The organism is Catellatospora chokoriensis, assembly GCF_011297315.1.
GTDB lineage: Bacteria > Actinomycetota > Actinomycetes > Mycobacteriales > Micromonosporaceae > Catellatospora > Catellatospora citrea.
This window is the reverse complement of sequence record NZ_JAAOTI010000027.1, coordinates 35,788-60,579: the sequence shown is the minus strand read 5'-3', so window position 1 is coordinate 60,579 and position 24,792 is coordinate 35,788. Positions and strand designations below refer to the sequence as shown.

Here is a 24,792-nt window from a genome sequence, read left to right as displayed (position 1 = left end):
CCACACCACCAGCGGCTGCGGTCCGGTCCCCTGGACCGGACCGCAGCCACCCTGCCGTGTTGATCATGAACTTATGGCGCGGCTCGACGGCGCGTCAAGGCCACGACTTCATGATCACCTTGGCGGACCGCCGGACGGCCTCAGGCCGAGGCGGGGTTCGCGGACATCAGATGAACCGGAACAGGCGGCCGCCCGACCCGAGCGGGCGGGGTGCGGCGGTGAGGCGGTGCACGCCGACGGAGAACAGCACACCGGCCGGGGCATGGAAGGCCGTCTCGGTGAAGCCCGCCTCGGCGAACCACGCCCGGATCGACGGGGTCAGGTCGGGTGCGCGCCGGGTCCGCGTCCAGATCACGGTCGCGCCGGGTGCGCACAGCCGTGGCAGCGCGGCGACGGTCCGCCGGACGTCGGCGTCGCCGATGTTGCCGAAGACCCCCGCGAACAGCACCAGATCGGCCGGAACGGCGTCGGCATAGGACTCCGGTAGTCCGGCGTCGGCGCACTTCGTCGCGACGGCCACGCCCAGGCGGTCGGCCTCCGCCCGCGCCGCCGCGGTGTTGCGGGGGTCGTACTCGATCAGCGTCGCGCGCACCCGCGACGCGTCGGGCCGCCGTGCCAGCACCCCGAGCAGGTCGCGCCCCTGACCCGCACATGCGCTGACCGCGGTCAGCACCGGCTCCGGGCGCTCGTCCAACCACTCGTCGACGTGCTCCTGCACGAGCCGCAACCGGCGCGCCAGCGGCGAACCGGGATCGCCGTACGGCAGGTGCCAGTCGTGCCAGTCAGTCGCCGAACCCATGCCGGCAGGCTGCCACATCCCGGCCCCCGACACGCCAGCCGATCATGAAGTTGTGCCGTCGACACGCCGTCGAGCCGTGCCACAAGTTCATGATCAACGCGAAGAGAGGGTGGCGAGGGTGACGCCGGCGAGGGTGGTCAGCAGGGTCAGGCCGGTCATCGGCTTGAGGGAGACCGCGTTGGGGACGCCGATCACGCGGGTGCCGGCGGCGAGCGCGCTGGCCACGCCCGTGGGCGAGTCCTCGATCACCAGGCAGTCGGCGGGCTCGACGTCCAGCAGCTTCGCCGCGCGCAGGTACGGGTCCGGGTGCGGTTTGGTGAACGCGACCTCGTCGCCGCAGACCACCGCGTCGAAGTTGTGCCTGCCGAGCTCGTCGAGGGCCACCTCGACGGCTCTCCGGCTGGTGGAGGTGACCAGGGCCGTGGGCAGTCCCGCGGCCCGGACCTCGTGCAGCAGCTCCCGGGCGCCCGGGCGCCACACCAGGTCGGTGGCGAACAGCCCCACCACCCGGTCGTAGATCCAGGCCGCGCTGACGGCCGCGTCCCGCCAGGGCTGGCCGATGCCCTCGTGGAACAGCACCATGGACTCGTCGACGGAGCGCCCGACCATGTTCAGCCGGACCTCGACCGAGACCTCCGCGCCGTACTCGCGGGCCAGTTCCTCGATGGCGAGGTCCCACAGCGGCTCGCTGTCGAACAGGGTTCCGTCCATGTCGAAGAGCACTGCCGCCGGAGTCATGGCACGATCATCCCCGGCCACGGCCGGGAGCGCCGCCGACCGTGGCTGACATCACGCCCCACGGCCGCCGCGGACCAGCCAGGACCCGCTGCGGCCCGCGCGGGCACGAGCGTGGCTGGGGCGGCCGGCCGATCTTGGTTTGCCGCGCGGCGGGGTGTCGGGGGCGGCGGATACGGTGTGGCCGAAGCGCTCCCCTCCCGCGAGAGAAGGCCCCTTCCCCATGCCCGCTGAGACCACCTACCTCGAACTGTCCGAAGCCGACGGCGGCTCGCACAAGTTCTACGAGGTCGTCGTCGACGACACCGAGCTGACCATCCGCTACGGCCGCATCGGTGACGCCGGGGCCACGACGAAGAGCACGTTCGCCGACAACGCCAAGGCCCGTGCGGCCGCGGCGAAGAAGATCGGCGAGAAGGTCCGCAAGGGGTATGCCCCCGCGGTGCAGGGCGCGCGGGGCAAGCGCTCCGTGTCGCGGCGCGCCATCGTCAGCACCCGGTCGACCGCGAAGACCGCGCCGGTGCTGTGGCGCTACCGCTCGGGCACGTCCGCGTTCGGCGTCTTCGTCGACAGCAAGGTCTGCATGGTCGGCAACGAGGCCGGCGTGATCACCACGCTGTCGCACAGCGCCGAGGTCGTGCAGCAGTTCAAGCTGCCCGACGGGGTCAAGTGCATCGTCGCCGACGACGCCTGGCTCTACGCCGGCTGCGACGACGGCAACGTCTACGACCTGTCCGGCAAGGTGCCGCGGGTGGCCTACCGGATCGCGCCCGACATCGACATCTACTGGCTCGACATCCACGACGGCGTGCTGGGCGTGTCCGACGCGGGCGGCGGCGTGGCCGCGATCGACCACGAGGACGAGTTCCTGTGGCGGCGCAAGAGCACCGGTTCGTCGGGCTGGATGGTCCGCTGCGACGCCGACGCCGTGCACCACGGCCACTCCGGCGGCGTGACCAGCTACGACTGGCGCACCGGCGAGCAGCTGTGGACCCGGAGCACCGGCGCGGTGCTGTTCGGCTGGCAGGAGCAGCACACGCTGTACGCGGGCACGTCCACCCGCAAGGTCGTCGAGCTGGGCAAGGACGGCGCACCCCGCCGGGAGTACCAGTGCGACGCCGCCGTGTTCTCCTGCGCGACCAGCCCCGACGGCGCCTACGTCTTCGCCGGGGACAACAGCTCGTCGGTGTACTGCTTCGACAGCTCCGGCACCCGGCTGTGGAAGCTCGGCACCGGCTGCGGCTCGGCCTACTCGATGCAGTACCACGACGAGCGGCTCTACATCGTGACCACGGACGGCTCGCTGGCGTGCATCGACGCCACCGAGTCGGCGATCCGCGCGGCCGAGTCCGGCACCGTGCCCGAGATCGTCGACGTCAAGGCCTCGCACGTGGAGGCCGTCGCCGCGTCGAGCACGGTCGAGGTCGTCACCGCCGAGGCGGGCGGCGACGGCATCGTGCTGGAGTGCTTCGAGGAGGGCGGCCGGCTGCGGGTGCGGGTGGTGTCCGAGGGCTACCAGCAGTCGTGGCAGGTGCAGTTCCCCAAGGGCATCCGCGAGGCCGGCGCGCGATACGTCGTCTCCGAGGTGCGCCAGGCCAGCCGGGGCGGCTTCTACCGCGCCTTCGGCGAGATCCGCCGCCTGGCGTAGCCCGGTCAGTCTCCCGCCGCCGCTTCCGGGTGCCACCGGAACGCGGCGGCGGGCACCACGGCTCCCGCGCGGGGGCGCGAGCAGGGCCGGCGCAGCGGTCGTGGCACCACCGAACCTTCACGAGTTCACCACCGGCGGGGCCGGGCGGGCTCCGTACCATCGGCGGATGCTCCGCACCGACTGGTCCCGCCGCCTGGCCGCGCTCGCCGCGGCCGTCGCCGTCCTGGCGATCGCCCTGCTCATCCGGGCCCTCGCGGACGGGCCACTGGAACAGCACTCCGGCACCGCGCTCTACGCTTCGCTGATCTACGCCGGCGTGTTCCTCCTGTGGCCGCGCGCGACTCCCCCGGTCGCGGGTGCGGTCGCGATCGCGTTCTGCTGGCTGGTCGAGCTGTCGCAGCTGACCGGCGTGCCCGCGTACCTGTCGGAGCGCAGCCTGCTGGCCCGGCTGGCGCTCGGCGTCGCGTACGACCCGCTCGACATGCTCTGGTATCCGGTCGGAGTGCTGCCACTGGTCGCGGCGCACCTGCTGCTGCGCCGGCGGCGAGCGACCGCGTGACCCCGCCGGCCCGTGCCGCCCGGCCCTTTTTCATAGACGCTGGCCTATCTCATCGAAAAATCGTAGATCGTTCTCGATGAGATAGGCCAGCGTCCATTCGGGGGAGGCCTGCCTCGCGTCAGGACACCGAGCCGCGGGGCACCACCCAGCGCGTCTGCAGGCCGGACACCGCGGCGATGTGGTCGAAGTCGGAGTCGTAGTGCAGCACGATGGCGCCGTAGTGCTCGGCGATCGCCGCGGTCAGGATGTCGGGGCAGCCCGCGGCCCGGTGCTGGCTGCGCCGGGCCAGCATCGCCTGGATCTCCCGGGCCCGCCGGGCGATCTCCGGGGTCGGCGGCAGGTCGACGAAGCCCGCCGCGCGCAGCGCCGCGGTCCGCGCGTACTCGGCGGGGGTCCGGGCGGAGTAGAGGACTTCGAGGTCGACGACGACACAGGTGGCCAGCAGCCCGGCCTTGCCGAGCCGGGTCAGCTCGGCGCGCACCGGCTCGTGCCGCACGCGCGCGATGGCGCTGGTGTCGGCCAGGTAGAGCCCGGCGGGGACCCCGGTCACCGGCGGGCGCTCGCCCGGATCTCCGGGTCGGCCAGGTCGGGACTGCCCCACACCAGCGGGTCGTCGAAGACCTCGGCCCGGCGGCGGCGCTCGGCCACGAAGGCCAGCGCGGCGTTCACCGTCTCGACCTTGGTCTTGGTGCCCAGCTCCCGGGCCGCGGCGTCGAGCTTCTCGTCGTCGATGTCGATGACAGTACGTGACATGATATCAAGTATGCCGCGCTAGATATCAAGATCGCCACACGCGGCCGGTGGCGGCCGATCGACCGCCACCGGATCCCAGGTCAGACCCGGGTCACCCGGATCGCGTCGGCGATGACGTATCCGGTGCCATTGGTCCAGCGGCTGACGCCGACCTTGTTGGCGTCGCCCGCGGTGAGGTTGAAGGTGCCCAGGACGCGCCACTGCCCACCGGTCACCCGCTGGTCGACGGTCACGGTCTGGTTGCCGCCGCTGGTGACGACCACGTACGGTGCGGCGCTGTTGTAGCCCGGGTCGGCCGGCCACCACGCCTCCACGCGGTAGTTGCCCGTCTCCGGGATGGCGAACTTGTACCAGGCGGCGTCGCTGGCCGCGACCGGGTTGGCGAACCGGTAGTTCTCCCCGAACCGCTGCCCCGAGAACGCCGAGGTGCCCCAGTTGGTGCTGGCGGTGAACCGCCCCGCGGTGGTGTTGTCCACGGTGGACGTCCAGCCGCCGGTCGGCGGGTTCATCGCCCGCGCCACGTCGGCGCGCATCACGTTGAGGTCGATGGCGTACGGGTCGATCTTGCCGGTGGTGCTGGTCTCCCGGTGGCCGCGGGCGTAGCTGGAGTCGCGGCCCAGCCGCTTGAGCACCGCCGCGGTCGCCGCGATCGAGGCGTTGTACTGCGCCGCGGTCATCTGCTGGTTCACGCCGTTGTAGTCGATCTCCCAGCCGATCATCAGGGTGTTGCCGTCACCGGCCGGGATGGGGCCGCTGCCCCCCGACGCGCCCGCGTGGTTGCAGCGTCCGGCCGAGATGACGTGGAACACGCCGTGGTAGTCCACGAGCGCCTGGCACAGCGGCCCGGCCAGGTCGGACCGGCCGTTGATGCAGACGTTCAACGCCGGATGCGGGTTGCTCGCGCTCGACGTGGCTGCGGTGTGGTGCCACAGCACGCCGATCGGGTCGAAGGAACCGGGGCGCATCCGGTTGCGCCAGTCGCCCTCCTCGACGACCTGCACACCGGCCGAGCGCAGCACGTCGGCCAGCCAGGGAACGGTGGCCATCACGCCCCCTCGATCAGGTCGGCGACGCACTCGGGCGCCGGGGCGGGCTCCTCGGCGGCGTGAGCGGGACGGGCCACCAGCGCGACGGCGGCGGCGACGAGCGCGGGCACGCCGAGCAGCCGTCGGCGGCGGGCACGCAGGGATCGGATTCTGGTCACGGCACTCCTCGGGGGGTACGGAGGGACACGAGCCCAAGCTCGCGCGCACCCGGTCAGGCCTGCGTCATGCCTGGCCAGGCGGCGTGACGGCACCATATATCGGCATCACTGTCTATGTCGATACCTTGCGACATGCCATATGTTTTCGAAATTTTCCTTCACATCCGGCGCACGCGGCGACTCGCCCGCCCACAGTGGACGGCCGGGAAACCGTGCGATGGCGGAAGAGGCCGCGCGGGACGGGTGCGCGCCGGCGGGTGTGCGAGGCTGTGCCGCATGGCGATCTTCACCCTGACGCAGCTGGAGCAGGCGATACGCGCCGGTTGGGGCGTCGACACGTGCGCGCCCGAGGACGTGCCCGACTGGCACGCCGGCAATCCCGCGCGCGGTCAGTGCGGCGTCACCGCGCTGGTGGTACACGACCTGCTCGGCGGCGACCTGATGTGCGGCGAGGTCCACGTCGACGGCGTGCGCACCGACTACCACTGGTGGAACCGGCTGTCCGGCGGGCTGGAGGTCGACCTCACCCGGGAGCAGTTCCGCCCCGAGGAGATCGTGACGGCCGGCACGGCCGTCGTGCGGCCCCCGGCGATCAACCGCCTCCGCGATGAGTACGAGCTGCTGCGCAGCAGGGTTCTGGCCGCCCTGCCGGCGCCTGATCCGGGCGGGCCGGTGTAGGGCCGGCCCGCCCGGACGGGTGTCAGACCGTGATCCGGCCCGCGCCCGCACCCGCGCTCACGCCGGCCTTGACGCCACTGGCGCTGTCCAGGGTGTACGCGTACGGGATGCTCGACACGCTGCCCCCACCGCTCTCCGGGGACCCGGAGCCGGTGAAGTAGTTGTTGCGCTGCACGATCGCGCCGTCGGCGGAGTCGGCGTAACCGACCAGGGTCGGCTCGTCGACGCTCTCGAAGTAGTTGCCCTCGACGAGCACGCCGGCGCCCATGGTGGACGCGACGCCGTACTCGTTGCCCCGGTAGTAGTTGTTGTACACGTGTACCGGGTTGCCGAAGCGGACCCGTGGGTGGCGGGTGCCGGAGCCGTCGAACCAGTTGTGGTGGTAGGTCACCCGCAGGTGGCCCCGGTCCTCACTGGCGTTGTCGTCGCTGTGGCCGAGCAGCATGGACTTGTCGTGGCCGTAGACGCGGTTCCAGGAGACGGTGACGTAGTCGGAGGCCCGCTTGACGTCGACCGCGCCGTCGTACCCGTTGGTGAAGCTGTTGTGGTCGATCCAGACCCGGGTGGAGTACTGGACGTTGACCGCGTCGTCGTTCCAGTCCCGGAACGAGATGTTGCGGATGATCACGTTGCTGGCGTTGGACACGTTGAGTCCGCAGCCCGCGATGGTCGCGCCGGAGTTGCCGAGGATGGTCTTGTTCGACCCGACGGTGATCATGCCGGAGCAGGAGATCGTGCCGGAGATCCGCACCACCCGGGCGGTGCTGCCGGAGACGGCGCTGGACAGGGCCGAGGAGCTGGTGACCGTGGTGGCCGAGGCGCTGCCGCCGCCGGTGGTGCCGCCGCCCTGGGTGGCCCAGCCGACGAGCCCGGTCTGCGAGCCGCCACCGCCACCGCCGGAGCCGACCGCGACGAGCTGCCAGTGCTGGTTCCAGCCGTTGAGGTCGGCGAACTGGCTGATGATGCCGCCGTCGGCGGTGGACCACTCCCACACGTCGAGGGCTTTGCCGCTGTGCCGGTTGAGGAACTTCACGTAGCCGCTGTCGGTGTCACGCACCGCGAAGTGCTGGCGCGTGGTGCCGTTGTCGGGGTTCTGCACCAGGGGAGTGCCGTCGTTGGCGTTGGGCAGTTCCAGGAACTTGCCGCTCTGCCGCGAGCGCAGCTTGTAGTAGCCGCTGCCGGCGTCGACGAACTGCCACTGCTGCTGGTAGCCGTCGTTGCGGGCCCACTGGACGATCGGGGCGCCGTCGGCGGTGCTGAAGTTGTACAGGTCGACGGCCTTGCCGCTGTGCCGGGACACGATGACGTACCAGGCGCCAGTGTCGATGGTGACGGCCTGCGCGGGCGCCGCGACGACCGCGCCGACCGCCGCGAGCGCGAGGGTCAGCGCCGCGACGAGCGCACTTCGCAGGCGCCACGAGCGGCGGGGTGTGGTCCGTGGAGTGAGTGGGGACATCGGATGAACCTCCGAGTGTGGGGCCACGGGCGGCGTGGGCGCGCCGCTCCGCGGTTCGGTGAGCGGACACGGAAAGCGCTTTCCGTTCTCGAAGATTAGTCGCGACGTCAAACTATGTCAATCTATATGGCATGCCAGCCTGGCCGATCACATCGGACTTCTCCGATGCATACCCGTCACCGACGTGCGTCGCAGGACGGCAGCGCGGCGTGGTCGGCGGCCGGTCTCGGCCGTGATCGCATAGTCCATGATCGCGAACCTGGGAGCGGGCGCACCCGACCGCAACGGGTTTCCGAACGCCCAGGCCGGGCACGATGTCCCTGGCGTACGGGTGGCGCACGGGTAACATCCTTGCGTCTGTCCAACGTGCGCAAGGAGGCCACGGTGGTGCACGAGGTCCGCGGAGTCGTCGCCCGCTCTAAGAACGCGCCGGTGAGCATCGAAACGGTGCTGGTGCCCGATCCGGGGCCCGGGGAGGCGCTGGTGAAGGTGCAGGCCTGCGGCGTCTGCCACACCGACCTGCATTACCGGGAGGGCGGCATCAACGACGACTTCCCGTTCCTGCTCGGCCACGAGGCCGCCGGGGTGGTGGAGGCGGTCGGCGAGGGCGTGACCGAGGTCGCCCCGGGCGACTACGTCGTGCTGAACTGGCGGGCCGTGTGCGGCCAGTGCCGCGCGTGCGCGAAGGGCAAGCCGTGGTACTGCTTCGCCACGCACAACGCCAAGCAGAAGATGACGCTCGCCGACGGCACACCGCTGTCACCCGCGCTGGGCATCGGCGCCTTCATCGAGAAGACGCTGGTCGCCGCAGGGCAGTGCACCAAGGTGGACCCGGCCGCGCCGCCGGAGGTCGCGGGCCTGCTGGGCTGCGGCGTGATGGCCGGGCTGGGCGCGGTGCTGAACACGGGCGCGGTCACCCGCGGCGACACCGTCGCGGTGATCGGCTGCGGCGGCGTGGGCAACGCGGCCATCGCCGGGGCGCAGCTGGCGGGCGCGACCACGATCATCGGCGTCGACCTCGACGACCGCAAGCTGGCCTGGGCCAAGCAGCTCGGCGCGACGCACACCGTCAACGGCGGGCAGACCGACGTGGTCGAGGCCATCCGTGAACTGACCGGCGGCTTCGGCGCGGACGTGGTGGTCGACGCGGTCGGCCGCCCGGAGACCTACCGGCAGGCCTTCTACGCCCGCGACCTCGCGGGCACGGTGGTGCTGGTCGGCGTGCCCACCCCGGACATGAAGCTGGAGCTGCCGCTGCTGGACGTGTTCGGCCGCGGTGGCGCGCTCAAGTCGTCCTGGTACGGCGACTGCCTGCCCTCCCGTGACTTCCCCACCCTGCTCGCGCTGTACCTGCAGGGGCGGCTCGACCTGGCGGCGTTCGTGTCCGAGCGGATCGGGCTCGACGACGTCGAGGAGGCGTTCGCCAGGATGGGCCGCGGCGAGGTGCTGCGCTCGGTGGTGATGCTGTGACGGGCCCGGCGCGCATCGAGCGGGTGGTCACCTCCGGCACGTTCAGCCTGGACGGCGGCACGTGGGAGGTCGACAACAACGTCTGGCTGATCGGCAACGACAGCGACGTGCTGGTCGTCGACGCGGCGCACGACGCGGCCGCGATCATGGCGGCGGCCGGCGAGCGGCGCGTCGTCGCGATCGTCTGCACCCACGCGCACAACGACCACATCGACGCCGCGCCGGAGCTGGCCCGCCTGTCCGGTGCGCCGATCATGCTGCACCCCGACGACCGCAAGCTGTGGGACATGACGCATCCGGGCGTGGTGCCCGACCGGGACCTGACCGACGGCGACTGCCTGTCCGTGGCCGGGGTCGAGCTGTGGGTGCACCACACCCCCGGGCACGCGCCGGGTGCCGTGTGCCTGTACGCGCCGTCGCTGTCGGCACTGTTCTCCGGAGACACCCTGTTCCAGGGTGGGCCGGGCGCGACCGGCCGGTCCTACAGCGACTTCGGCACCATCATCGGCTCGATCCGGGACCGGCTGCTCACCCTGCCGGCGGACACCGTGGTGTACACCGGGCACGGCGACACCACCACGATCGGCGCGGAGGCCCCGCACCTGGACGAGTGGCTGGCCCGCGGCCACTGAGCGACCGCGAGACGGGGCCCGGCGGTTCGTCCGCCGGGCCCCGTTCCCGGTCAGTAACCCCAGCGGTTCTTCAGGTGCCGCCAGAAGTCGCGCAGCATCCACCGGTCGAACTCGGTGATGCTGGTGGCGCTGCCCGCCTTCATGATGAAGCAGCACTGGCCGGTGGGCGTCCAGTCGTAGAAGTCGTCCAGGCCGAAGGTGTGCCCGACTTCGTGCAGGTAGATGTGGATGTTCTCGGAGTTCACCGCGCCGGTGAAGTATTCGCTGCTCATCCGCTGGCCCCAGTCGCCGCCGGCGCCGCCGCCGAAGCCCGAGGTCAGCCAGAGCGACATGTCGTAGTGGTGCGACGCGCCGCCGGGGCAGCCGGTGTAGTTGCCGTCCTGGTGGAAGAACCGGCCGCACGGCTCCGCGCACTGCGGCGCGTTCTCCCGGATGTTGTTGACGTAGATGTCGACCGAGTCGTCGGTCCAGTCGAGGGTCGCGCGGTCGCGTACGGCCCAGCCGACCACCTTCACCGGCACCTCGGCGTACGGCCAGCCGTTGTGCCCGGCCATCACGTCCATCCACTTCTTGAACTGGCGTTGCAGCGCCGCGTGGATCTGATCGCGCATCGTCGCGCTCACCCGCGCGCTGGAGTCCCAGCGCACGCAGTAATTGATCTTTCCGCCGCCGGCCATGACCTGGTCCCAGCCGTAGTTGCGGAACGTGAGCAACTGCGGATACGTGGACTGGTAGTGCGACCACACCTCGTTGAGCGGCGTGACCAGATTGCTCGGCGGGTTCCAGCCGCTGGTGGGCGGGCTCGACGGCGACGCCGAGGGGGACGTCGACGGCCGGGGCGACGCCGAGGGTGAGACCGACGGCCGCGGGGACGCCGACGGCGACGACGGGCCGCCCGGGGTGGGCGACGCGGTGGACGGCGTGCCCGTGCAGGCGACGTTGTTCAGCGTGAACGCGGTCGGGATCGGATTGGCGGTCGTCCACGCGCCGTTGAAACCGATCGTGGTGCTCGCGTTCGTGCCGAGGCTGCCGTTGTAACCCATGTTGACGGCGGTGACCTGGCTGCCGCTCTGCGTGTACGTGGCGCTCCAGCCCTGGGTGACGGCCTGGCCGGTGGCGGGGAAGGTCCACCGCAGCGTCCACGAGGTGAGCGGGTCGCCGAGGTTCTTGATGGCGATGTCGCCGGTGAAGCCGCCGCCCCACTGGGACGGCACGGTGTAGGTGATCTGGCAGCCGGTGACGGCGGCCCTCGCCGCGGTGGCGACGAGGGTCCAGGCGGCCACCGCGGTCACCGCGATCAGGGCGACGGCTGAGGTCAGGGCATGGCGATGTCTGATGTAGCGCACGGGAATCTCCGAGGGTGCGGGCGCGTGACGCGCCGACTCTGCAGACACGTGCCGCGGATGCCCGTCGGCGGCACGTATGGACGCGGACGAGGTCCGCTCCGGCTCCCGGACACCACGATGCAGCCCGAAAAGGTTTTCGGCAACTGATGCCGGACCTATCCGGACAGTCCTTGGGTCAGGTCAGGTCGCAGGGCACCGTGACCCAGCTGCCAGGTTCGTCAGCTCGTGGTGACGCGGCCGGCCTCGACGGTGAGCATCCGGTTGGTCTGCACGGCCTGCAGCATCTGCCGGTCGTGGGTGACCAGCAGCAGCGTGCCCGTGTACGACTCCAGGGCCTGCTCCAGCTGCTCGATCGCGGCCAGGTCGAGGTGGTTGGTGGGCTCGTCGAGCACCAGCAGGTTGACCCCCGACGCCTGCAGCAGCGCCAGCGCGGCGCGGGTGCGCTCGCCCGGCGACAGGGTCGCGGCCGGGCGCAGCACGTGCGCCGCGCGCAGCCCGAACTTGGCCAGCAGGGTGCGCACGTCGCCGGGAGCCAGCGCGGGCACCGCCGACTGGAACGCGTCGACCAGCGGCTGATGACCCAGGAAACGCCCGCGGGCCTGGTCGATCTCACCGACGACGACGCCCGGCCCGAGCGAGGCGGTGCCCGCGGCGAGCGCGGCCCGGCCGAGCATGGCGCGCAGCAGGGTGGACTTGCCGGAGCCGTTGGGGCCGGTCACGGCCACTCGGTCGGCCCAGTCGATGCGCAGGTCGACCGGCCCGAGCGTGAAGTCGCCCTGGCGTACGACGGCGCTGTTGAGGGTGGCCACCACGGCGCCGGCGCGCGGCGCGGCGGCGATCTGCATGCGCAGCTCCCACTCCTTGCGCGGCTCCTCCACCTCGTCCAGCCGCTCGATCAGGCGCTCGGTCTGGCGGGCCTTGGCGGCCTGCTTCTCGGTGGACTCGGTGCGGAACGCCCGGCCCATCTTGTCGTTGTCGGGCGACTTGCGGCGCGCGTTCTTGACGCCCTTCTCCATCCAGGCGCGCTGCATGCGGGCGCGGGCGAGCAGGTCGTCCTTCTTGTCGGCGAACTCGTCGTAGGCCTCGCGGGCGTGCTGGCGGGCGACCTCGCGCTCGGCGAGGTAGGCCCGGTAGCCGCCGCCGTACTGGCGCACCTGCTGCTGGATCAGGTCCAGCTCGACGACGCGGGTGACGGTGCGGGTCAGGAACTCGCGGTCGTGGCTGACCAGCACGGTGCCCGCGCGCAGCTCGCCGAGGAAGCGTTCCAGCCGGTCCAGCCCGGCCAGGTCGAGGTCGTTGGTCGGCTCGTCCAGCAGGAAGATGTCATACCGGCTGAGCAGCAGTGACGCCATGCCCGCGCGGGCCGCCTGCCCGCCGGACAGCGCGGTCATCGGGTGGTCCAGGTCGACGTCGAGGCCCAGCTCGGCGGCGACGGCGGCGGCCCGCTCGGGCAGGTCGGCCCCGCCGAGTTCGAGCCAGCGCTCCAGGGCTTCGCCGTAGCGGTCGTCAGCCCCGTCCGCGCCTTCGGCCAGGGCCATCGCCGCGTCGTCCATCTCCTGCTGGGCCCGTGCCACGCCGGTGCGGCGGGCGAGGAAGTCGCGCACGTTCTCGGCGGGCCGCCGCTCGGGCTCCTGCGGCAGCAGGCCGACGTTGGCCGTCGGCGGGTTGAGGGTGACGGCGCCCTGTTCCGGGGCGGCCAGGCCGGCGAGCAGGCGCAGCAGGGTGGACTTGCCGGCCCCGTTCACGCCGACCAGGCCGACGACCTCACCGGGCGCGACGACCAGGTCGAGGTCGCTGAACAGGGTCCGCTCGCCGTGCCCGGCGGAAAGACCCCGGGCCACCATCGTCGCGCTCATGCCGCCGAGCGTATCCGCCGCCCCGCTCACCGCCTCGCGGACCTCAGCCCACGACCTCGTGCAGGTAGCACCAGCGCCAGCCCTCGCCCGGTTCGAACGACTGGATGACCGGGTGCCCGACCTCGTGGAAGTGGGCGGTGGCGTGCTTGTGCGGCGAGGAGTCGCAGCAGCCGATGTGCCCGCAGGTCAGGCAGCGGCGCAGGTGCACCCAGGTGGTGCCGTCGCGCAGGCACTCCTCGCATCCGTCGGCGCGGGCCGCCGGGTCGTCGGCGTTCTTCAGGTCCTCACAACTCATACCTGCTCCTCATGTCACTCGTCGAACACGTGCGCCCGCTTCGGCCCACGCGTCAGTCCATCCGTTCCAGCATCGACTCTTCCAGGTCCATGTCGCGTTGCGCCCGCACGAGCACGTCCTCCGGGATCCGGCCCGCATCCCGGGCCGAGCGGAACACGGCCCGCTCGGCCTCCAGCATCTCCCGGCGCAGCCGCACGTAGACAGCGGTTGGCGTTTCCCGGTCGGCGCCCAGCCGCTCCCACACCGCGTTGGAGCGGCGCTCGGTGAGGGCACGCAGCTTGTCCACGACGTCCGGCGAGGCGGTGTGGGCGAGGCTCTCCAGCCGCTCGCGGGCGGCCTTGCTGGCCTGCTGCTGCGCCTGCGCCTCGGCGAGGATGTCGCCGGTCCGGTCGTCGGCCTGCACCTTCAGCATCCGGGCCACCATCGGCAGGGTCATGCCCTGCAGGACCAGGGTGCCGACGATGACGGCGAACGCCAGCCATACGAACAGCGCCCGCGGGTAGGGCATGCCGCCGGCGAGCATGGTCGGCAGCGCCAGCGCGGTGGCCAGGGTGACCACGCCGCGCATGCCCGCCCAGGAGATGACGGTCGCTCCGGTGAAGTCCAGGCCGGTGCCGTGGCGGCGCACGATGGGCAGCAGCCGGACCAGGTACGCGACCGGATACATCCAGGCGAACCGGGTGACGATCACGGTCGCGAGCACCGCCAGGGTCAACCCGACCACCTGGGCGACAGGAGTGTTCAGGCCGGTCAGCACCTCCCGCAGCTGCAGCCCGACGAGCAGGAACACCAGGCCTTCCAGCATGAAGGTGATCATGCGCCAGAACGCGCCCATCTGCAGGCGCGACGCGGCCGACATCAGCGTGGGCATCCGGTGGCCCAGGTACAGACCGGCCACCACGACCGCGACCACGGCCGAGGCATGGATGAGCTCCGCCGCCACGGTCACCGTGAAGGGGGTCAGCAGCGAGATCGAGTTGTCGATCAGGGGATCGCGGGTGCGCCGGTGCAGGAACGCGGCGGTCAACGCGCCCAGCGCGCCGACCAGGATGCCGCCGCCGGCCGCCAGCATGACCTGCTCGGCCACGGCCATCGGGCCGACCGCCGTGCCGACGGCGACCACCACCGCGACCCGGAAGATCACCAGCGCGGTGGCGTCGTTGAGCAGGCTCTCGCCCTCGAGGATGGTCACCAGCCGGCGGGGCAGTCCGATGCGTTTGGCGATGGCGGTGGCCGCGACGGCGTCGGGCGGGGCCACCACCGCGCCGAGCGCGAGGCAGGCGGCCAGCGGCACCTGCGGCAGCAGCGCGTGCACGAGCAGGCCGACCGCGACAGCGGTGAACAGGACGAGGCCGATGGCGAGCAGCAGGATCGAGCGGATGTTGTGCCGGAACGCCGGCACGGAGGTCTCCAGCGCGGCGACGTACAGCAGCGGCGGCAGGACGCCGATGAGCACGACCTCGGGATCGAGCACGACGATCGGGAACCCGGGCACCAGCGCCAGGCAGAGCCCGACCACCACCAGCACGATCGGATTGAGCAGGTTGTACCGGCGCGACAGCGCGGACACCGCGACGACGACCACGGTCAGCACGACCGCCACCACGAGGGCATTCACGTGTCAGAGCCTATGGCGTGGCACGCCCGTCGACGCACATGTGTACGGTCACCGCGCCCATCGGGCGCGGCCGGGCACGAATCTCCGCTGCTGGCGGCCATGTACCGCGCACTGACCGGCCGGTAGGTAAGATTTCCCTCCCGCCAGATGGGAAACATGCGCGATCGGGCATGGGTTCACTCGATGTTCATCTTTGCTTGCCGACCGGTCAGGCGCCCCCGCGCACCGCCCGGTTACCGCCCCCGATGGGCGTTCTACCTGCCGGTCGGTAGGCGGGCTAAATGAACTCCCGGTGAAAGCACCCCTGACCTGCCGCCCGGCAAGGCGTTTGCCCAGTTCACGGCGTTGACCATGTCACCGGTGCGGAGGTTTGATCGGCAGGTTCCGCTTGATCAGCCATCTTTTGGGAGGAGGGTGTTCGATGCAGGAGACCGCTCGTGCCATCGGCCACCGGCTGCGGATCACCACCACGATGTTCAGCCTGATGCTGTTCCTGATCGCCGGGCTCACCGTCATGGCGCAACCGCAGCGGGCGTCGGCCGCGCCGCTCACCGAACCGGTTTCGGTGTCCACGCAGGAACCGGCCGCGTCCGCACTGGACGGTGGTAAGCGCTGCTGGAAGCAGACCCACCACCGCAACCACCACCGTTACGTCACGTGGAAGTGCCGACACGACAACCACCACCGCTACCACCACAAGAACAACCACCACAACAACTGGAACAACCACCACGGCAACAACCACCACGGGTACAACAACCACCGCTGAGGTGCGCCCGTCCCGGGCCGGCGGCCCCGACCGCCGGCCCACCCGTGCCCCGCGAACCCGGTCACGATGGCACGATGGCCTGATGCCTGAGATCGACCTGCTGCCGGCCACCCGCCGCGCCCTGCTGCACCGCATCGCCACCGCCCAGACCGACGGCCGCGCGCCGTCCCTGGTCGGCGCCGTCGTCCGCGACGGCGCACCGGTGTGGACGCACGGCCTGGGCCTGGTCGGCGGGCGACCCCCGACCGCCGACACGCAGTACCGCATCGGCTCGCTGACCAAGACCTTCGTCGCCGTACTGGTGCTGCGCCTGCGCGACGAGGGCCGGCTCGACCTGGCCGACGCGCTCGGCGCGCACCTGCCGACGGCCCCCGCGGACACCGCCGGGCTGACCGTCGCCCAGCTGCTCGCGCACACCGCGGGGCTGGCCTCGGAGACCCCCGCGCCGTGGTGGGAGCGCACCGACGGCAGCGTGCGCCCCGAGCTGGCCGACATCCTCGACGCCGACGGGATCAAGCACCCGGCCGGGCGGGTCTTCCACTACTCGAACCCGGGCTTCGCGCTGCTCGGCGCGCTCGTCGAGCAGCTGCGCGGCAAGCCGCTGGAGCAGGTGCTCGCCGAGGAGATCCTCGGGCCGTTGGGCATGACCCGCACCTCGCTGCTGCCGCGGGCCCCGCACGCCGACGGCTGGGCCGTGCACCCGTGGGCCGACGTGCTGCTGCCCGAGCCCGCCACCGACACCGGCCGGATGGCCCCGGCCGGCCAGCTCTGGTCCACCGCCGCGGACCTGTGCCGCTTTGCCGCGTTCCTGGCCAAGGGCGACCCGGCCGTGCTGGCCGAGGCGAGCCTGGCCCAGATGCGCACCCCGGCGTCCCCGCTCGAGGGCCCCGTCTGGGACCTGACGTACGGGCTGGGCATGCAGCTCAAGAACGACGGCGGCCGGCTGCTGGCGGGGCACACCGGCTCTCTGCCCGGGTTCCTGTGCACGCTGTGGGTCTCCCCCGCCGACGGCCTGGGCGGTGTCGTGCTGGTCAACGCCACGTCGGGGATCTCCATCGGGGCGCTGGGCGCCGATCTGGTGCGCATCACCGCCGAGCACGAGCCGCACATCCCGGACACGTGGACCCCGCTGGAGTCCTACGACCCGGCGCTGCTGGAGCTGACCGGCCCCTGGTACGTGGGACCGACCCCGGCCCTGATCCGGCTGCGCGCCGACGGCGACCTGGAGTTCGGGCCGCTGACCGGCGCCGGACGCAGCTCCCGGATGAAGGCGCAGGCCGACGGCACCTGGCTCGGGCTGGAGGGCTACTACGCGGGCGAGACGCTGCGCATCGTGCGCGACACCGCCGGCGCGGTGACCCATCTGGACCTGGGCAGCTTCGTGCTCACCCGGCAGCCGTACGGTTCGGACACGGTCCCGGGCGGCGTCGATCCACTGGGCTGGCGCGGCGGGCCCGCGTAGGGTCGGGGACATGGATCAGCTGGAGCCGATGCCGCAGGACTGGACCCGTGCGCTCGCCATCGCCGCACACCCGGACGATCTCGAATACGGGGTGTCCGGGGCGGTGGCCGGGTGGACCGCGGCAGGCAAGGACGTGCGCTACACCCTGGTCACCCGCGGCGAGGCCGGCATCGACACCATCCCGCCGGCCGAGTGCGGGCCGCTGCGCGAGGCCGAGCAGCGCGCGGCGTGCGCCGAGGTCGGCGTGTCCGAGCTGGAGTTCCTCGGCCATGCTGACGGCGTCGTCGAGTACGGCCTGGGCCTGCGCCGGGACCTGGCCGCGGCCATCCGCCGCCACACGCCCGACCTGGTGATCACGGCGAACTTCCAGGACACCTGGCCCGGCGGCGGCTGGAACTCCCCCGACCACCGCAACGTGGGCAGGGCCGTGCTGGACGCGATCGGCGACGCGGGCAACCGGTGGATCTTCCCGGAGCTGGTGGCGCAGGGGCTGGCCCCGTGGGGCGGCGTGCGCTACGTCGCCGTCGGCGGCTCGCCGCAGGCCACCCACGCCGTCGACATCACCGGCACGCTGGACCGGGCGGTCGCCTCCCTCGACGCGCACCACGCCTACCTGGCCGGGCTCGGCGACAACCCGATGGCCGACACGCGCGCCTTCCTGGAGTGGATGGCCGACCTGAACGCGCCCCGCTTCGGCGGCCGCCGCGCCGCGGCGTTCGAGCTCTATCGCATGTGACCACCCGCCCCGGACCCCGGTCAGGGATACCGCCCGCAATAGACGTCGGCCTGTCTGAACGACAATTCGGCGATCGAACTCGTCCAGACAGGCCGACGTTCATGCAAGGGGGGCGGGTCAGCGGGCTGCGGTGTCGCTGTGCCGGCCGGCGCTCGTGGGGACCGGTTGGCGGCGGGCCCGCGCCGCGGCCAGCTGCACCGGCGCGCCGGGTGCGGCCGCCAGGTCCTGCTGCTGACGGTCGTACAGGTAGACCGACATCGCGTAGCAGAACGTGATCACGCCGAGCATCTCGCACAACTCCTCGACGGACGCCGCGAGCAGATACTCCATGTACCCGGCACCCGGCGCGACGTTGCCGCTGACGTCCCGGCCGACGAACGCCCCGACGACCTCCATGCCGACCGCACCGAGCACGAACAGCACCCCGCCGCCGGCCACCAGCAGTCGCGTGCGCACCGGCAGGTGGAAGAGGAACTTCAGGTAGGAGACGCAGAAGACCAGCACGAACGGCGCGGCGACCACGATCCAGGACAGGTAGGAGGCCTTGCCCAGCTGCACCAGGCCCATCTTGCGGCTCATCTCGTGCATCTGCGTGATCTCGTCCATGGACAGGAACGCGAAGACGACCGACAGGATCCGCCAGTGCTTGGCGTACTTCTCCCCGCGCCCGCGGACGCTGTTCGCGATCTCCCACAGCACGTACGCGGTGAGCAGGAGCAGGGCGCCGGAGAACCAGGTGGGGAGGTTCTTCTCCTTGTCCACGTTGAAGAACGTGGTCCACCAGGCGAACGCGGGGATCACGTTGTGGTAACCGAGCCCGTGATAGAGGTAGTTGCCGCCGAGGCTCAGCACGTGCAGTCCGGCAACGAAGCACAGCAGGAAGCGCACGAGCGTGCGAGGAGTCGGCAGGTTGATTCTCATCACGGGCCCTATTCGACGGTGGGCCGCCCGGCGCGAGCCGGGAGGCATGGTTGCCGAATATAACGGTCCAAATCACCCAAACGACTCTTGACTTCGCAGAATTCCTGCCCTGGAACTCACGCACCGCGTCGAGAGATCAAAGTGTCAGGGGCTCTTTACAACCCGACCTGTAAAGCGTACTTTACAGCCGTGCGCAACGACATGCGCGCGCTTCGTACCGCGTGCGGGCTCTCGCAGGGCGAGCTCGGCGAGGCGCTGGGCGTGTCGCGGCAGACGGTCAACGCCATCGAGACGGGCCGCTACAACCCGACCCTCCCGCTCGCCATCTCCATCGCCAGATTCTTCGCCCGACCGGTTGAGGAGATCTTTCATGTGGACGACTAGACAGGCCAACCGCACCGCACACGCGATGGACGCCCTCAGTGTGCTGTTCCCCCTCGCCATGGGCGCCTCCGCCGCCTCGCATCAGGACTGGCTGGGGGTCGCGGTATGGACCGCGATGCTCGGTTTCATGGCGCGACGCCTGTGGCGCAGGTGGAGCAGCGGAGCCGAGGCGTCGATGCTCAGCGGCGGGGCCGCCGACGAACGCGATGCCTACATACAGCTGCGGGCCTGGGCCAACGTCGGCCAGGTCGCGCTCGGCGGTGCGTCCGTGCTGGCCCTGCTCGCGGTGCTGCGCACGGGAATGGCCTGGACGCTGTGGCCGTTGGTGGGCTTCGGAGTGGTCCAGACCGGAAGCGTGCTGTGGCTGCGGGCGCGGTCCTGAGAAACAGCACCGCCCCTGCCGCGGACCTGGTGGCGGATCGCGGCAGGGGCGGAGACGGACGCCGTCAGGTCAGGCCGTTGCGGCCGATGACCTCGGCATACCAGTGGGCGCTGTCCTTGGGCAGGCGGCGCTGGGTGTCGTAGTCGACGTGCACCAGGCCGAAGCGCTGGCCGTAGCCATACCCCCACTCGTAGTTGTCCAGCAGCGACCAGGCGAGGTATCCGCGCAGGTCGGCCCCGCCCTCGATGGCCGCATGCGCGGCCCGCAGGTGCCCGTCGAGGTACGCGATGCGCTCGCCGTCGGCCACCCGGTCGCCCTCCACCACGTCGGTGTAGGCCGCACCGTTCTCGGTGACCATCAGCGGCACGCCCGGATAGTCCGCGGCCAGGCGCAGCAGCAGCGCGGACAGGCCGGTCGGGTCCACCGGCCAGTCCATCGCCGTGACCGGCATGTTCTGGGCCAGGAACTCGATGCCCTCGCTGCCGGGGTGCGCCGGCCCGCTGTGCGCGCCGACCTGGGCCCGCACCAGCGCCGGCTGGTAGTAGTTCACGCCCAGCAGGTCGAGCGGGGCGGCGATGAGCGCCTCGTCGCCGGAGTGGATCACCTCTGCCGCGCCGAACCGCTCGAACAGCGCCAGCATGTCCTGCGGGTAGCCGCCGCGCAGCGCCGGGTCCAGGAACAGCCGGTTCTGCAACCCGTCGATGAGCCGCGCCGCCGCCTGGTCGTGCGGGTCGGCGGGGTTGCCGGGCCGTACGTCGGTCAGGTTGAGCGTCAGCGACACCTCCTGCGCCCCGGCCGCCCGCAGCGCCCGCGCCGCCAGGCCGTGCCCGAGCATCAGGTGGTGCACCGCCTCGAACGCCGCCCGGGGGTCCTGGCGGCCCGGCGCGTGCACGCCGCTGCCGTAGCCCAGGAAGGACGAGCACCACGGCTCGTTGAGCGTGGTCCAGGTGCGCACCCGGTCGCCGAGCCGCCCGATGGTCGCGGCGGCCAGGTCGGCGAGGTAGTAGGCGGTGTCGCGGTTGGTCCAGCCGCCCCGGTCCTCCAGGACCTGCGGCAGGTCCCAGTGGTAGAGGGTCACCATCGGGTCGATGCCGTGGCCGAGCAGCTCGTCGACGAGCCGGTCGTAGAAGTCCAGGCCGCGGGTGTTCGCCGGGCCGGAGCCGTCGGGCTTGATGCGCGGCCAGGCCACGGAGAACCGGTAGGTGCCCAGGCCGAGCTGCTTCATCAGCGCGACGTCGTCGCGGTAGCGGTGGTAGTGCTCGCAGGCCACGTCCCCGGAGTGGCCCTCGAACACCTTGCCCGGTGTACGCGCGAAGGTGTCCCAGATCGACGGGGTCCGCCCGTCCTCGGTCGCCGCGCCCTCGATCTGGTAGGACGCGGTGGCCGCGCCCCAGCGGAACCCGGCCGGGAAGCGCACGGGCGCGGCTCCGGTCAGCTGCGCCTGCGTGGTGGTCAGCGTCATGACTTCACCGCTCCCTGCATGATGCCGCCGATGATGTACTTGCCGAGCAGGGCGAACACGACCAGCAGCGGCACGGTCGCGATCGCGGTGCCGGTCAGCGACAGCGAGTAGTCCTGGATGTAGCCGCTGGCCAGCGTCGACAGCGCGGTCTGCACCGTCGGGTCCTCCGGAGTGAGGACCACCAGCGGCCAGAAGAAGTCGTTCCACGCCGTCATGAACGTCAGCATGCCCAGCACCGCCGCGGCCGGCTTGGAGGCCGGCAGGACCACATGCCAGAAGATCCGCAGCGTATGGCAGCCGTCGACGCGCGCGGCCTCGATCAGTTCGCTGGGCACCGCCTCGCGCAGGAACTGGGTCATGAAGAACACGCCGAACGCGGTGACCAGGCCGGGCGCGACGACGGCGTACATGGTGCCGGTCCACTCGATCTTGGCCATGAGCAGGTACAGCGGGATGATGCCGAGCTGCGTCGGGACCATCATCGTCGCGATGAGCATGACCAGCATGGCGTTGCGGCCCCGGAAGGTCAGTTTCGCGAAGGAGAACCCGGCCAGCGTCGAGAACAGCACCACGCTGATGGTGATCGAGATCGAGACGAGGAACGAGTTGGTCAGCGCCTTGGCGAAGTCGACCGTCCCGAATGCCCGTTCCAGGTTGGCGAACAGGTTCGGGCCGAGGCCGAACGGTGGCGGGACCTGGCCCAGGATGCCGTTGTCGTGCGAGGCCACGACCAGCGACCAGTACAGCGGGAAGCCGGAGAACAGGGCCAGTCCGGCCAGCGCCAGATAGGCGAGCTTGCCGGGACGCCGGTCGGCCATGAACGACCTGCGGCGACGCCGGTTCACCTGCGGCTCGGCCGCGGCGGTGGCGGCCGCACGGGCGGACGTGGTGGTCAGGGGGGACGTCGTGGCCATCAGGACCTCCGCAGGCGGCTGGTCAGGAAGTAGTTGATCGCCGCGACGATCACGATGATGCCGAACATCGCCCACGCCGCGGTCGAGGCGTAACCGAAGTCGAACCTGCTGAACGCCACCTCATAGAGGTAGAGGGAGAGCGTCTGGAACTGCCGGTCCGAACCGCCCGTGACGGACGCGCCGCCGAACAGCAGCGGCTCGGCCAGGACCTGCATGCCGCCGATCGTGGACACGATGACCGTGAAGATGATCGTCGGGCGGATCGCCGGGACCGTGATCCGGGTCAGCTGCTGGAAGCTGCTGGCTCCGTCGAGGGACGCGGCGTCGTAGAGGTCCTTGTTCACGGCCTGCATCGCGGCCAGGTAGATCAGCGCGTTGTAACCCGTCCACCGCCAGATGATCATCACGGAGATCGCGATCTGAGAGCTGGCGGTGCCGGCCTGCCAGTCGATGCGACCCAGGCCCAGCGTTTCGAGGAGCCAGTTGACCAGGCCGTAGTCCTTGCCGAAGATCTGCCCGAAGATGATCGCCACCGCGGCCACCGACGTGATGTTGGGCAGCACCGCCGTCATCCGCCAGAACGTCGGCGCCCGCAACCGCTGGTTCAGCACATGCGCCAACACCAGGGCCATCAGCAACTGGGGAACGGTCGACAGCACCCAGATCTGGGCGGTGTTACGCAACGCGTTCCAGAAGTACTCGTCGGCGAACAGATCCCGGTAGTTCTGCAGACCGAGGAACGTGTGCGTCTCCGACAGCAGGCTCCACTCGTGCAGCGACACCCACGCGGTGTACGCCAGCGGGAAGATCCCGAACGCGGCGAAAAGGAGAAAGAAGGGCACGATGTACAGGTAGGGCGAGCCCTTGACGTCCAAGCGATAGAGGAGGTTCTTCATCATCGGCACATCACTGTTCGAGTCGGCTAACGCGGATGCGTGCGAATGCGGTGAAAGGGGCCGGTTCCCCGCCAACCGCGCCCTGAAGCGGCTGTTGACGGCGGGGAACCGGCCGAGGTGTCAGGTCACAGGAGGGCGTTGACGTCCTTGACGGACTGCGTCCAGGCCTCGTCAGGCTTCTGCTTGCCCTGCTCCACACGGGTCAGACCATTCTGAATCGCCGTGTTGATGTCACCGGACTTCGGACCCATGTACTGCGGCACCATCGTCTTCACCGAGTTCGAGAAGATCTGACCCACCGGCGCGTTGTTGAAGAACGGGTTCTTGAAGTCCTTGATCACCGCGTCCTCGTACAGCGACACCGTCGACGGGAAGTTACCCAGCGCCCGGAACACCTTCGCCTGCTGCTCCGGTGCCACCAGCCACTTCGCCAGCTTCGCAGCCTCCTGCACGTTCTTGCCCTGCTTGGGCAGCGTCAGGAACGAACCACCCCAGTTACCGCCACCACCAGGAACCGCAGCGATGTCCCACTTACCCGAGGAGTCCTTGGCCTGGCTCTGGATGTAGGCCATCATCCACGACGGGCACGCGAGAGTGACGAACGAACCCTTGGCCATACCGGCGTTCCAGTCCGCCGACCACGGCGCGATCTTCGCCGACAGACCCTTGTTGATCGCGTCGATCGTCAGGTCCCACGCCTTCTTGACGCCGGGGTTGGTCTCCACGACGACCTTGTCGGCGTCGTAGATACCCACCGGCTGCTGGCCCAGGATCGAACGGTAGATGATCGTCGGCCCGTCCATCCACGAAGAGCCCTTGATGTTGGCGTTCTTGAACTTCACACCCGTGGCGATGTAGTCCTCCCACGTCGGCCACAACTTGCTCACGGCCTCACGATCGGTCGGCAGACCCGCCTTCTCGAAGATGTCCCGGCGGTAGCACATCGCCATGCCACCGACATCCGTGCCCAGACCGACGACCTCGCCCTTGGCCGAGGAACCCTGCTGCCACTTCCACGCCGGCCACTGCGACTTGATGTCCCCGCCGCCGTAATCCATCCAGTTGTAGAACTTGCCCGGATTCGCCGTGAACTGACCCGCCCAGCCCTCCTCGATCGCCTCGATGTCCGCGGCACCCGTATTCGTCGCCAGGTGCGCGGCGAGGTTCTTGTGGTGGTCCTCGGCCTTGGTGATCCGCTCCACGATCTCCACATTCGGGTTCGCGGCCATGTACTCCTTGTACAGGTCCTTGTACCCGAACTCACCGAACGTCGCGATCGTGAGCTTGACCTTCTCACCCGGCTTCGCCGGGTCGTCACTGCCACCGCAGGCCGCGGTGCCCAGCACCAGCGCGGCGGCGAGCAGCGGAGCGGCCACGGCCGCGAGACGGCGCCGTGGGCCGGCGCCGGATAGTGCTGAACGCATCGGAGCTCCTCCAGGAACAGGTATTCGGGCACGAGCACGAGCAGAAGCGCTGGTCACCTACAGTTGATCATCCAGAGAGCGCTCCCTGGTATGGCCTCTGAATTTCGTCTCATGCTGCTCGGCTGTCAAGATGCCGTTGCCGTCTCGTTACAAAGCGCGACCGCGCATCCGATCGCGACACGCCGTCCCGCCTGCGCACCCGCTGGCGCGGCCGACACGCCGAGAAGTGTCGTGACCAGGCAGTCGGAGCGGCGTTTCCGTTACCTACCATCGATCGTGCCGATTTGGCACCGGCGCCCGGACTCGCGGCAAGGTCTCCTAGCTGCCCGTCCTGACATCACCGGACGATTTCCGGAACGTTAACGGCGTTCGCCGCCGCGGCCCGTCCAGTGA

General features: G+C 70.6%; 26 protein-coding genes. 10 read left to right on the top strand and 16 right to left on the bottom strand.

The genetic code is table 11. From position 1 onward, the window contains the following. Positions 1-166 precede the first annotated feature (166 nt). Entirely contained in the window at positions 167-799 is a 633-nt protein-coding gene (locus HAV39_RS32230) for a class I SAM-dependent methyltransferase (RefSeq protein ID WP_191842951.1), read from the bottom strand. Positions 800-892: 93 nt separating this feature from the next. Continuing rightward, on the bottom strand, positions 893-1,522 hold the full coding sequence (locus HAV39_RS32225) for an HAD family hydrolase (RefSeq protein ID WP_191843004.1): 630 nt from the start codon (positions 1,520-1,522) through the stop codon (positions 893-895). 235 nt (positions 1,523-1,757) lie between these two features. Between HAV39_RS32225 and HAV39_RS32220 the strand changes: the two genes are divergently transcribed. Both HAV39_RS32220 and HAV39_RS32215 read left to right on the top strand, forming a co-directional pair. Beyond that, positions 1,758-3,182 (top strand): WGR domain-containing protein, encoded by a 1,425-nt coding sequence (locus HAV39_RS32220; protein ID WP_191842950.1) that lies wholly within the window; start codon positions 1,758-1,760, stop codon positions 3,180-3,182. 166 nt (positions 3,183-3,348) lie between these two features. Continuing rightward, complete coding sequence (locus HAV39_RS32215; RefSeq protein ID WP_191842949.1) at positions 3,349-3,741, top strand: ribosomal maturation YjgA family protein; 393 nt, start codon at positions 3,349-3,351, stop codon at positions 3,739-3,741. Positions 3,742-3,859: 118 nt separating this feature from the next. Here the strand turns inward: HAV39_RS32215 and HAV39_RS32210 are convergent, their stop codons facing one another. The 4 genes from HAV39_RS32210 to HAV39_RS32195 form a co-directional block, all read right to left on the bottom strand. Then, positions 3,860-4,291, bottom strand: a complete 432-nt coding sequence (locus HAV39_RS32210) for a PIN domain nuclease (RefSeq protein WP_191842948.1) — start codon at positions 4,289-4,291, stop codon at positions 3,860-3,862. Continuing rightward, positions 4,288-4,494 carry a type II toxin-antitoxin system VapB family antitoxin gene (locus tag HAV39_RS32205; protein ID WP_120315611.1) on the bottom strand — a complete coding sequence of 69 codons (207 nt, stop codon included), beginning with the start codon at positions 4,492-4,494 and terminating at the stop codon, positions 4,288-4,290. The genes HAV39_RS32210 and HAV39_RS32205 overlap by 4 nt, the downstream gene beginning before the upstream one ends. An 80-nt stretch (positions 4,495-4,574) precedes the next feature. Next, positions 4,575-5,540 carry a golvesin C-terminal-like domain-containing protein gene (locus HAV39_RS32200; RefSeq protein WP_191842947.1) on the bottom strand — a complete coding sequence of 322 codons (966 nt, stop codon included), beginning with the start codon at positions 5,538-5,540 and terminating at the stop codon, positions 4,575-4,577. Beyond that, positions 5,540-5,698, bottom strand: coding sequence for a hypothetical protein (locus HAV39_RS32195; protein WP_170212938.1), 159 nt, complete (start codon positions 5,696-5,698; stop codon positions 5,540-5,542). The genes HAV39_RS32200 and HAV39_RS32195 overlap by 1 nt, the downstream gene beginning before the upstream one ends. Positions 5,699-5,974: 276 nt before the next feature. On the opposite strand from HAV39_RS32195, the gene HAV39_RS32190 reads away from it, so the two are divergent. Continuing rightward, positions 5,975-6,376 (top strand): YunG family protein, encoded by a 402-nt coding sequence (locus HAV39_RS32190; protein WP_191842946.1) that lies wholly within the window; start codon positions 5,975-5,977, stop codon positions 6,374-6,376. Between the two features lie 22 nt (positions 6,377-6,398). On the opposite strand, the gene HAV39_RS32185 is transcribed toward HAV39_RS32190, so the two are convergent. Continuing rightward, complete coding sequence (locus HAV39_RS32185; protein WP_191842945.1) at positions 6,399-7,832, bottom strand: pectate lyase family protein; 1,434 nt, start codon at positions 7,830-7,832, stop codon at positions 6,399-6,401. Positions 7,833-8,216: 384 nt separating this feature from the next. On the opposite strand from HAV39_RS32185, the gene HAV39_RS32180 reads away from it, so the two are divergent. Both HAV39_RS32180 and HAV39_RS32175 read left to right on the top strand, forming a co-directional pair. Then, positions 8,217-9,302, top strand: a complete 1,086-nt coding sequence (locus tag HAV39_RS32180; RefSeq protein WP_191843003.1) for an S-(hydroxymethyl)mycothiol dehydrogenase — start codon at positions 8,217-8,219, stop codon at positions 9,300-9,302. Continuing rightward, positions 9,299-9,934 carry an MBL fold metallo-hydrolase gene (locus HAV39_RS32175; RefSeq protein ID WP_191842944.1) on the top strand — a complete coding sequence of 212 codons (636 nt, stop codon included), beginning with the start codon at positions 9,299-9,301 and terminating at the stop codon, positions 9,932-9,934. Before HAV39_RS32180 ends, HAV39_RS32175 begins: the two co-directional genes overlap by 4 nt. Positions 9,935-9,984: 50 nt before the next feature. Here HAV39_RS32175 and HAV39_RS32170 read toward each other — a convergent pair whose 3' ends face one another. The 4 genes from HAV39_RS32170 to HAV39_RS32155 all read right to left on the bottom strand — a co-directional run bounded on the left by HAV39_RS32170 (position 9,985) and on the right by HAV39_RS32155 (position 15,049). Continuing rightward, positions 9,985-11,280 carry a cellulose-binding domain-containing protein gene (locus HAV39_RS32170; protein ID WP_239121064.1) on the bottom strand — a complete coding sequence of 432 codons (1,296 nt, stop codon included), beginning with the start codon at positions 11,278-11,280 and terminating at the stop codon, positions 9,985-9,987. A gap of 218 nt (positions 11,281-11,498) precedes the next feature. After that, a complete protein-coding gene (locus HAV39_RS32165) occupies positions 11,499-13,136 on the bottom strand; it encodes an ABC-F family ATP-binding cassette domain-containing protein (RefSeq protein WP_191842943.1) in 1,638 nt (545 codons plus the stop codon). Positions 13,137-13,179: 43 nt separating this feature from the next. After that, a complete protein-coding gene (locus tag HAV39_RS32160) occupies positions 13,180-13,431 on the bottom strand; it encodes a UBP-type zinc finger domain-containing protein (protein ID WP_191842942.1) in 252 nt (83 codons plus the stop codon). Between the two features lie 52 nt (positions 13,432-13,483). After that, positions 13,484-15,049, bottom strand: coding sequence for a Na+/H+ antiporter (locus HAV39_RS32155; RefSeq protein WP_191842941.1), 1,566 nt, complete (start codon positions 15,047-15,049; stop codon positions 13,484-13,486). A gap of 421 nt (positions 15,050-15,470) precedes the next feature. Here HAV39_RS32155 and HAV39_RS32150 point away from each other — a divergent pair, with 421 nt between their 5' ends. The 3 genes from HAV39_RS32150 to HAV39_RS32140 all read left to right on the top strand — a co-directional run bounded on the left by HAV39_RS32150 (position 15,471) and on the right by HAV39_RS32140 (position 18,016). Continuing rightward, positions 15,471-15,818, top strand: a complete 348-nt coding sequence (locus HAV39_RS32150; RefSeq protein ID WP_191842940.1) for a hypothetical protein — start codon at positions 15,471-15,473, stop codon at positions 15,816-15,818. An 82-nt stretch (positions 15,819-15,900) separates the two neighbouring features. After that, positions 15,901-17,280 (top strand): serine hydrolase domain-containing protein, encoded by a 1,380-nt coding sequence (locus HAV39_RS32145; RefSeq protein ID WP_191842939.1) that lies wholly within the window; start codon positions 15,901-15,903, stop codon positions 17,278-17,280. A gap of 10 nt (positions 17,281-17,290) precedes the next feature. Continuing rightward, complete coding sequence (locus HAV39_RS32140; protein WP_191842938.1) at positions 17,291-18,016, top strand: PIG-L deacetylase family protein; 726 nt, start codon at positions 17,291-17,293, stop codon at positions 18,014-18,016. A 117-nt stretch (positions 18,017-18,133) separates the two neighbouring features. Here HAV39_RS32140 and HAV39_RS32135 read toward each other — a convergent pair whose 3' ends face one another. Next, on the bottom strand, positions 18,134-18,937 hold the full coding sequence (locus HAV39_RS32135) for a hypothetical protein (protein WP_191842937.1): 804 nt from the start codon (positions 18,935-18,937) through the stop codon (positions 18,134-18,136). Between the two features lie 189 nt (positions 18,938-19,126). Between HAV39_RS32135 and HAV39_RS32130 the strand changes: the two genes are divergently transcribed. Both HAV39_RS32130 and HAV39_RS32125 read left to right on the top strand, forming a co-directional pair. Then, positions 19,127-19,321: a helix-turn-helix transcriptional regulator gene (locus HAV39_RS32130; protein ID WP_191842936.1), complete on the top strand. Its 195-nt coding sequence runs from the start codon at positions 19,127-19,129 to the stop codon at positions 19,319-19,321. Then, positions 19,308-19,703, top strand: coding sequence for a hypothetical protein (locus HAV39_RS32125; RefSeq protein ID WP_191842935.1), 396 nt, complete (start codon positions 19,308-19,310; stop codon positions 19,701-19,703). The genes HAV39_RS32130 and HAV39_RS32125 overlap by 14 nt, the downstream gene beginning before the upstream one ends. 64 nt (positions 19,704-19,767) lie before the next feature. Here the strand turns inward: HAV39_RS32125 and HAV39_RS32120 are convergent, their stop codons facing one another. The 4 genes from HAV39_RS32120 to HAV39_RS32105 all read right to left on the bottom strand — a co-directional run bounded on the left by HAV39_RS32120 (position 19,768) and on the right by HAV39_RS32105 (position 24,399). Beyond that, positions 19,768-21,165 carry a GH1 family beta-glucosidase gene (locus HAV39_RS32120; protein ID WP_191842934.1) on the bottom strand — a complete coding sequence of 466 codons (1,398 nt, stop codon included), beginning with the start codon at positions 21,163-21,165 and terminating at the stop codon, positions 19,768-19,770. Next, on the bottom strand, positions 21,162-21,983 hold the full coding sequence (locus HAV39_RS32115; protein ID WP_191843001.1) for a carbohydrate ABC transporter permease: 822 nt from the start codon (positions 21,981-21,983) through the stop codon (positions 21,162-21,164). Before HAV39_RS32115 ends, HAV39_RS32120 begins: the two co-directional genes overlap by 4 nt. A gap of 95 nt (positions 21,984-22,078) precedes the next feature. Then, complete coding sequence (locus HAV39_RS32110; RefSeq protein WP_120315624.1) at positions 22,079-22,978, bottom strand: carbohydrate ABC transporter permease; 900 nt, start codon at positions 22,976-22,978, stop codon at positions 22,079-22,081. A gap of 122 nt (positions 22,979-23,100) precedes the next feature. Beyond that, positions 23,101-24,399 (bottom strand): ABC transporter substrate-binding protein, encoded by a 1,299-nt coding sequence (locus HAV39_RS32105; protein WP_120315625.1) that lies wholly within the window; start codon positions 24,397-24,399, stop codon positions 23,101-23,103. Positions 24,400-24,792: the final 393 nt, after the last annotated feature.

Bases quoted from the DNA above. Each gene is read 5' to 3' on its own strand.
- HAV39_RS32135 (WP_191842937.1), bottom strand. From the start codon at position 18,937: ATGAGAATCAACCTGCCGACTCCTCGCACGCTCGTGCGCTTCCTGCTG.
- HAV39_RS32160 (WP_191842942.1), bottom strand. From the start codon at position 13,431: ATGAGTTGTGAGGACCTGAAGAACGCCGACGACCCGGCGGCCCGCGCC.
- HAV39_RS32205 (WP_120315611.1), bottom strand. From the start codon at position 4,494: ATGTCACGTACTGTCATCGACATCGACGACGAGAAGCTCGACGCCGCG.
- HAV39_RS32110 (WP_120315624.1), bottom strand. From the start codon at position 22,978: ATGATGAAGAACCTCCTCTATCGCTTGGACGTCAAGGGCTCGCCCTAC.
- HAV39_RS32125 (WP_191842935.1), top strand. From the start codon at position 19,308: ATGTGGACGACTAGACAGGCCAACCGCACCGCACACGCGATGGACGCC.
- HAV39_RS32140 (WP_191842938.1), top strand. From the start codon at position 17,291: ATGGATCAGCTGGAGCCGATGCCGCAGGACTGGACCCGTGCGCTCGCC.
- HAV39_RS32145 (WP_191842939.1), top strand. From the start codon at position 15,901: ATGCCTGAGATCGACCTGCTGCCGGCCACCCGCCGCGCCCTGCTGCAC.
- HAV39_RS32215 (WP_191842949.1), top strand. From the start codon at position 3,349: ATGCTCCGCACCGACTGGTCCCGCCGCCTGGCCGCGCTCGCCGCGGCC.
- HAV39_RS32120 (WP_191842934.1), bottom strand. From the start codon at position 21,165: ATGACGCTGACCACCACGCAGGCGCAGCTGACCGGAGCCGCGCCCGTG.
- HAV39_RS32105 (WP_120315625.1), bottom strand. From the start codon at position 24,399: ATGCGTTCAGCACTATCCGGCGCCGGCCCACGGCGCCGTCTCGCGGCC.
- HAV39_RS32165 (WP_191842943.1), bottom strand. From the start codon at position 13,136: ATGAGCGCGACGATGGTGGCCCGGGGTCTTTCCGCCGGGCACGGCGAG.
- HAV39_RS32150 (WP_191842940.1), top strand. From the start codon at position 15,471: ATGCAGGAGACCGCTCGTGCCATCGGCCACCGGCTGCGGATCACCACC.
- HAV39_RS32115 (WP_191843001.1), bottom strand. From the start codon at position 21,983: ATGGCCGACCGGCGTCCCGGCAAGCTCGCCTATCTGGCGCTGGCCGGA.
- HAV39_RS32220 (WP_191842950.1), top strand. From the start codon at position 1,758: ATGCCCGCTGAGACCACCTACCTCGAACTGTCCGAAGCCGACGGCGGC.
- HAV39_RS32185 (WP_191842945.1), bottom strand. From the start codon at position 7,832: ATGTCCCCACTCACTCCACGGACCACACCCCGCCGCTCGTGGCGCCTG.
- HAV39_RS32190 (WP_191842946.1), top strand. From the start codon at position 5,975: ATGGCGATCTTCACCCTGACGCAGCTGGAGCAGGCGATACGCGCCGGT.
- HAV39_RS32230 (WP_191842951.1), bottom strand. From the start codon at position 799: ATGGGTTCGGCGACTGACTGGCACGACTGGCACCTGCCGTACGGCGAT.
- HAV39_RS32200 (WP_191842947.1), bottom strand. From the start codon at position 5,540: ATGGCCACCGTTCCCTGGCTGGCCGACGTGCTGCGCTCGGCCGGTGTG.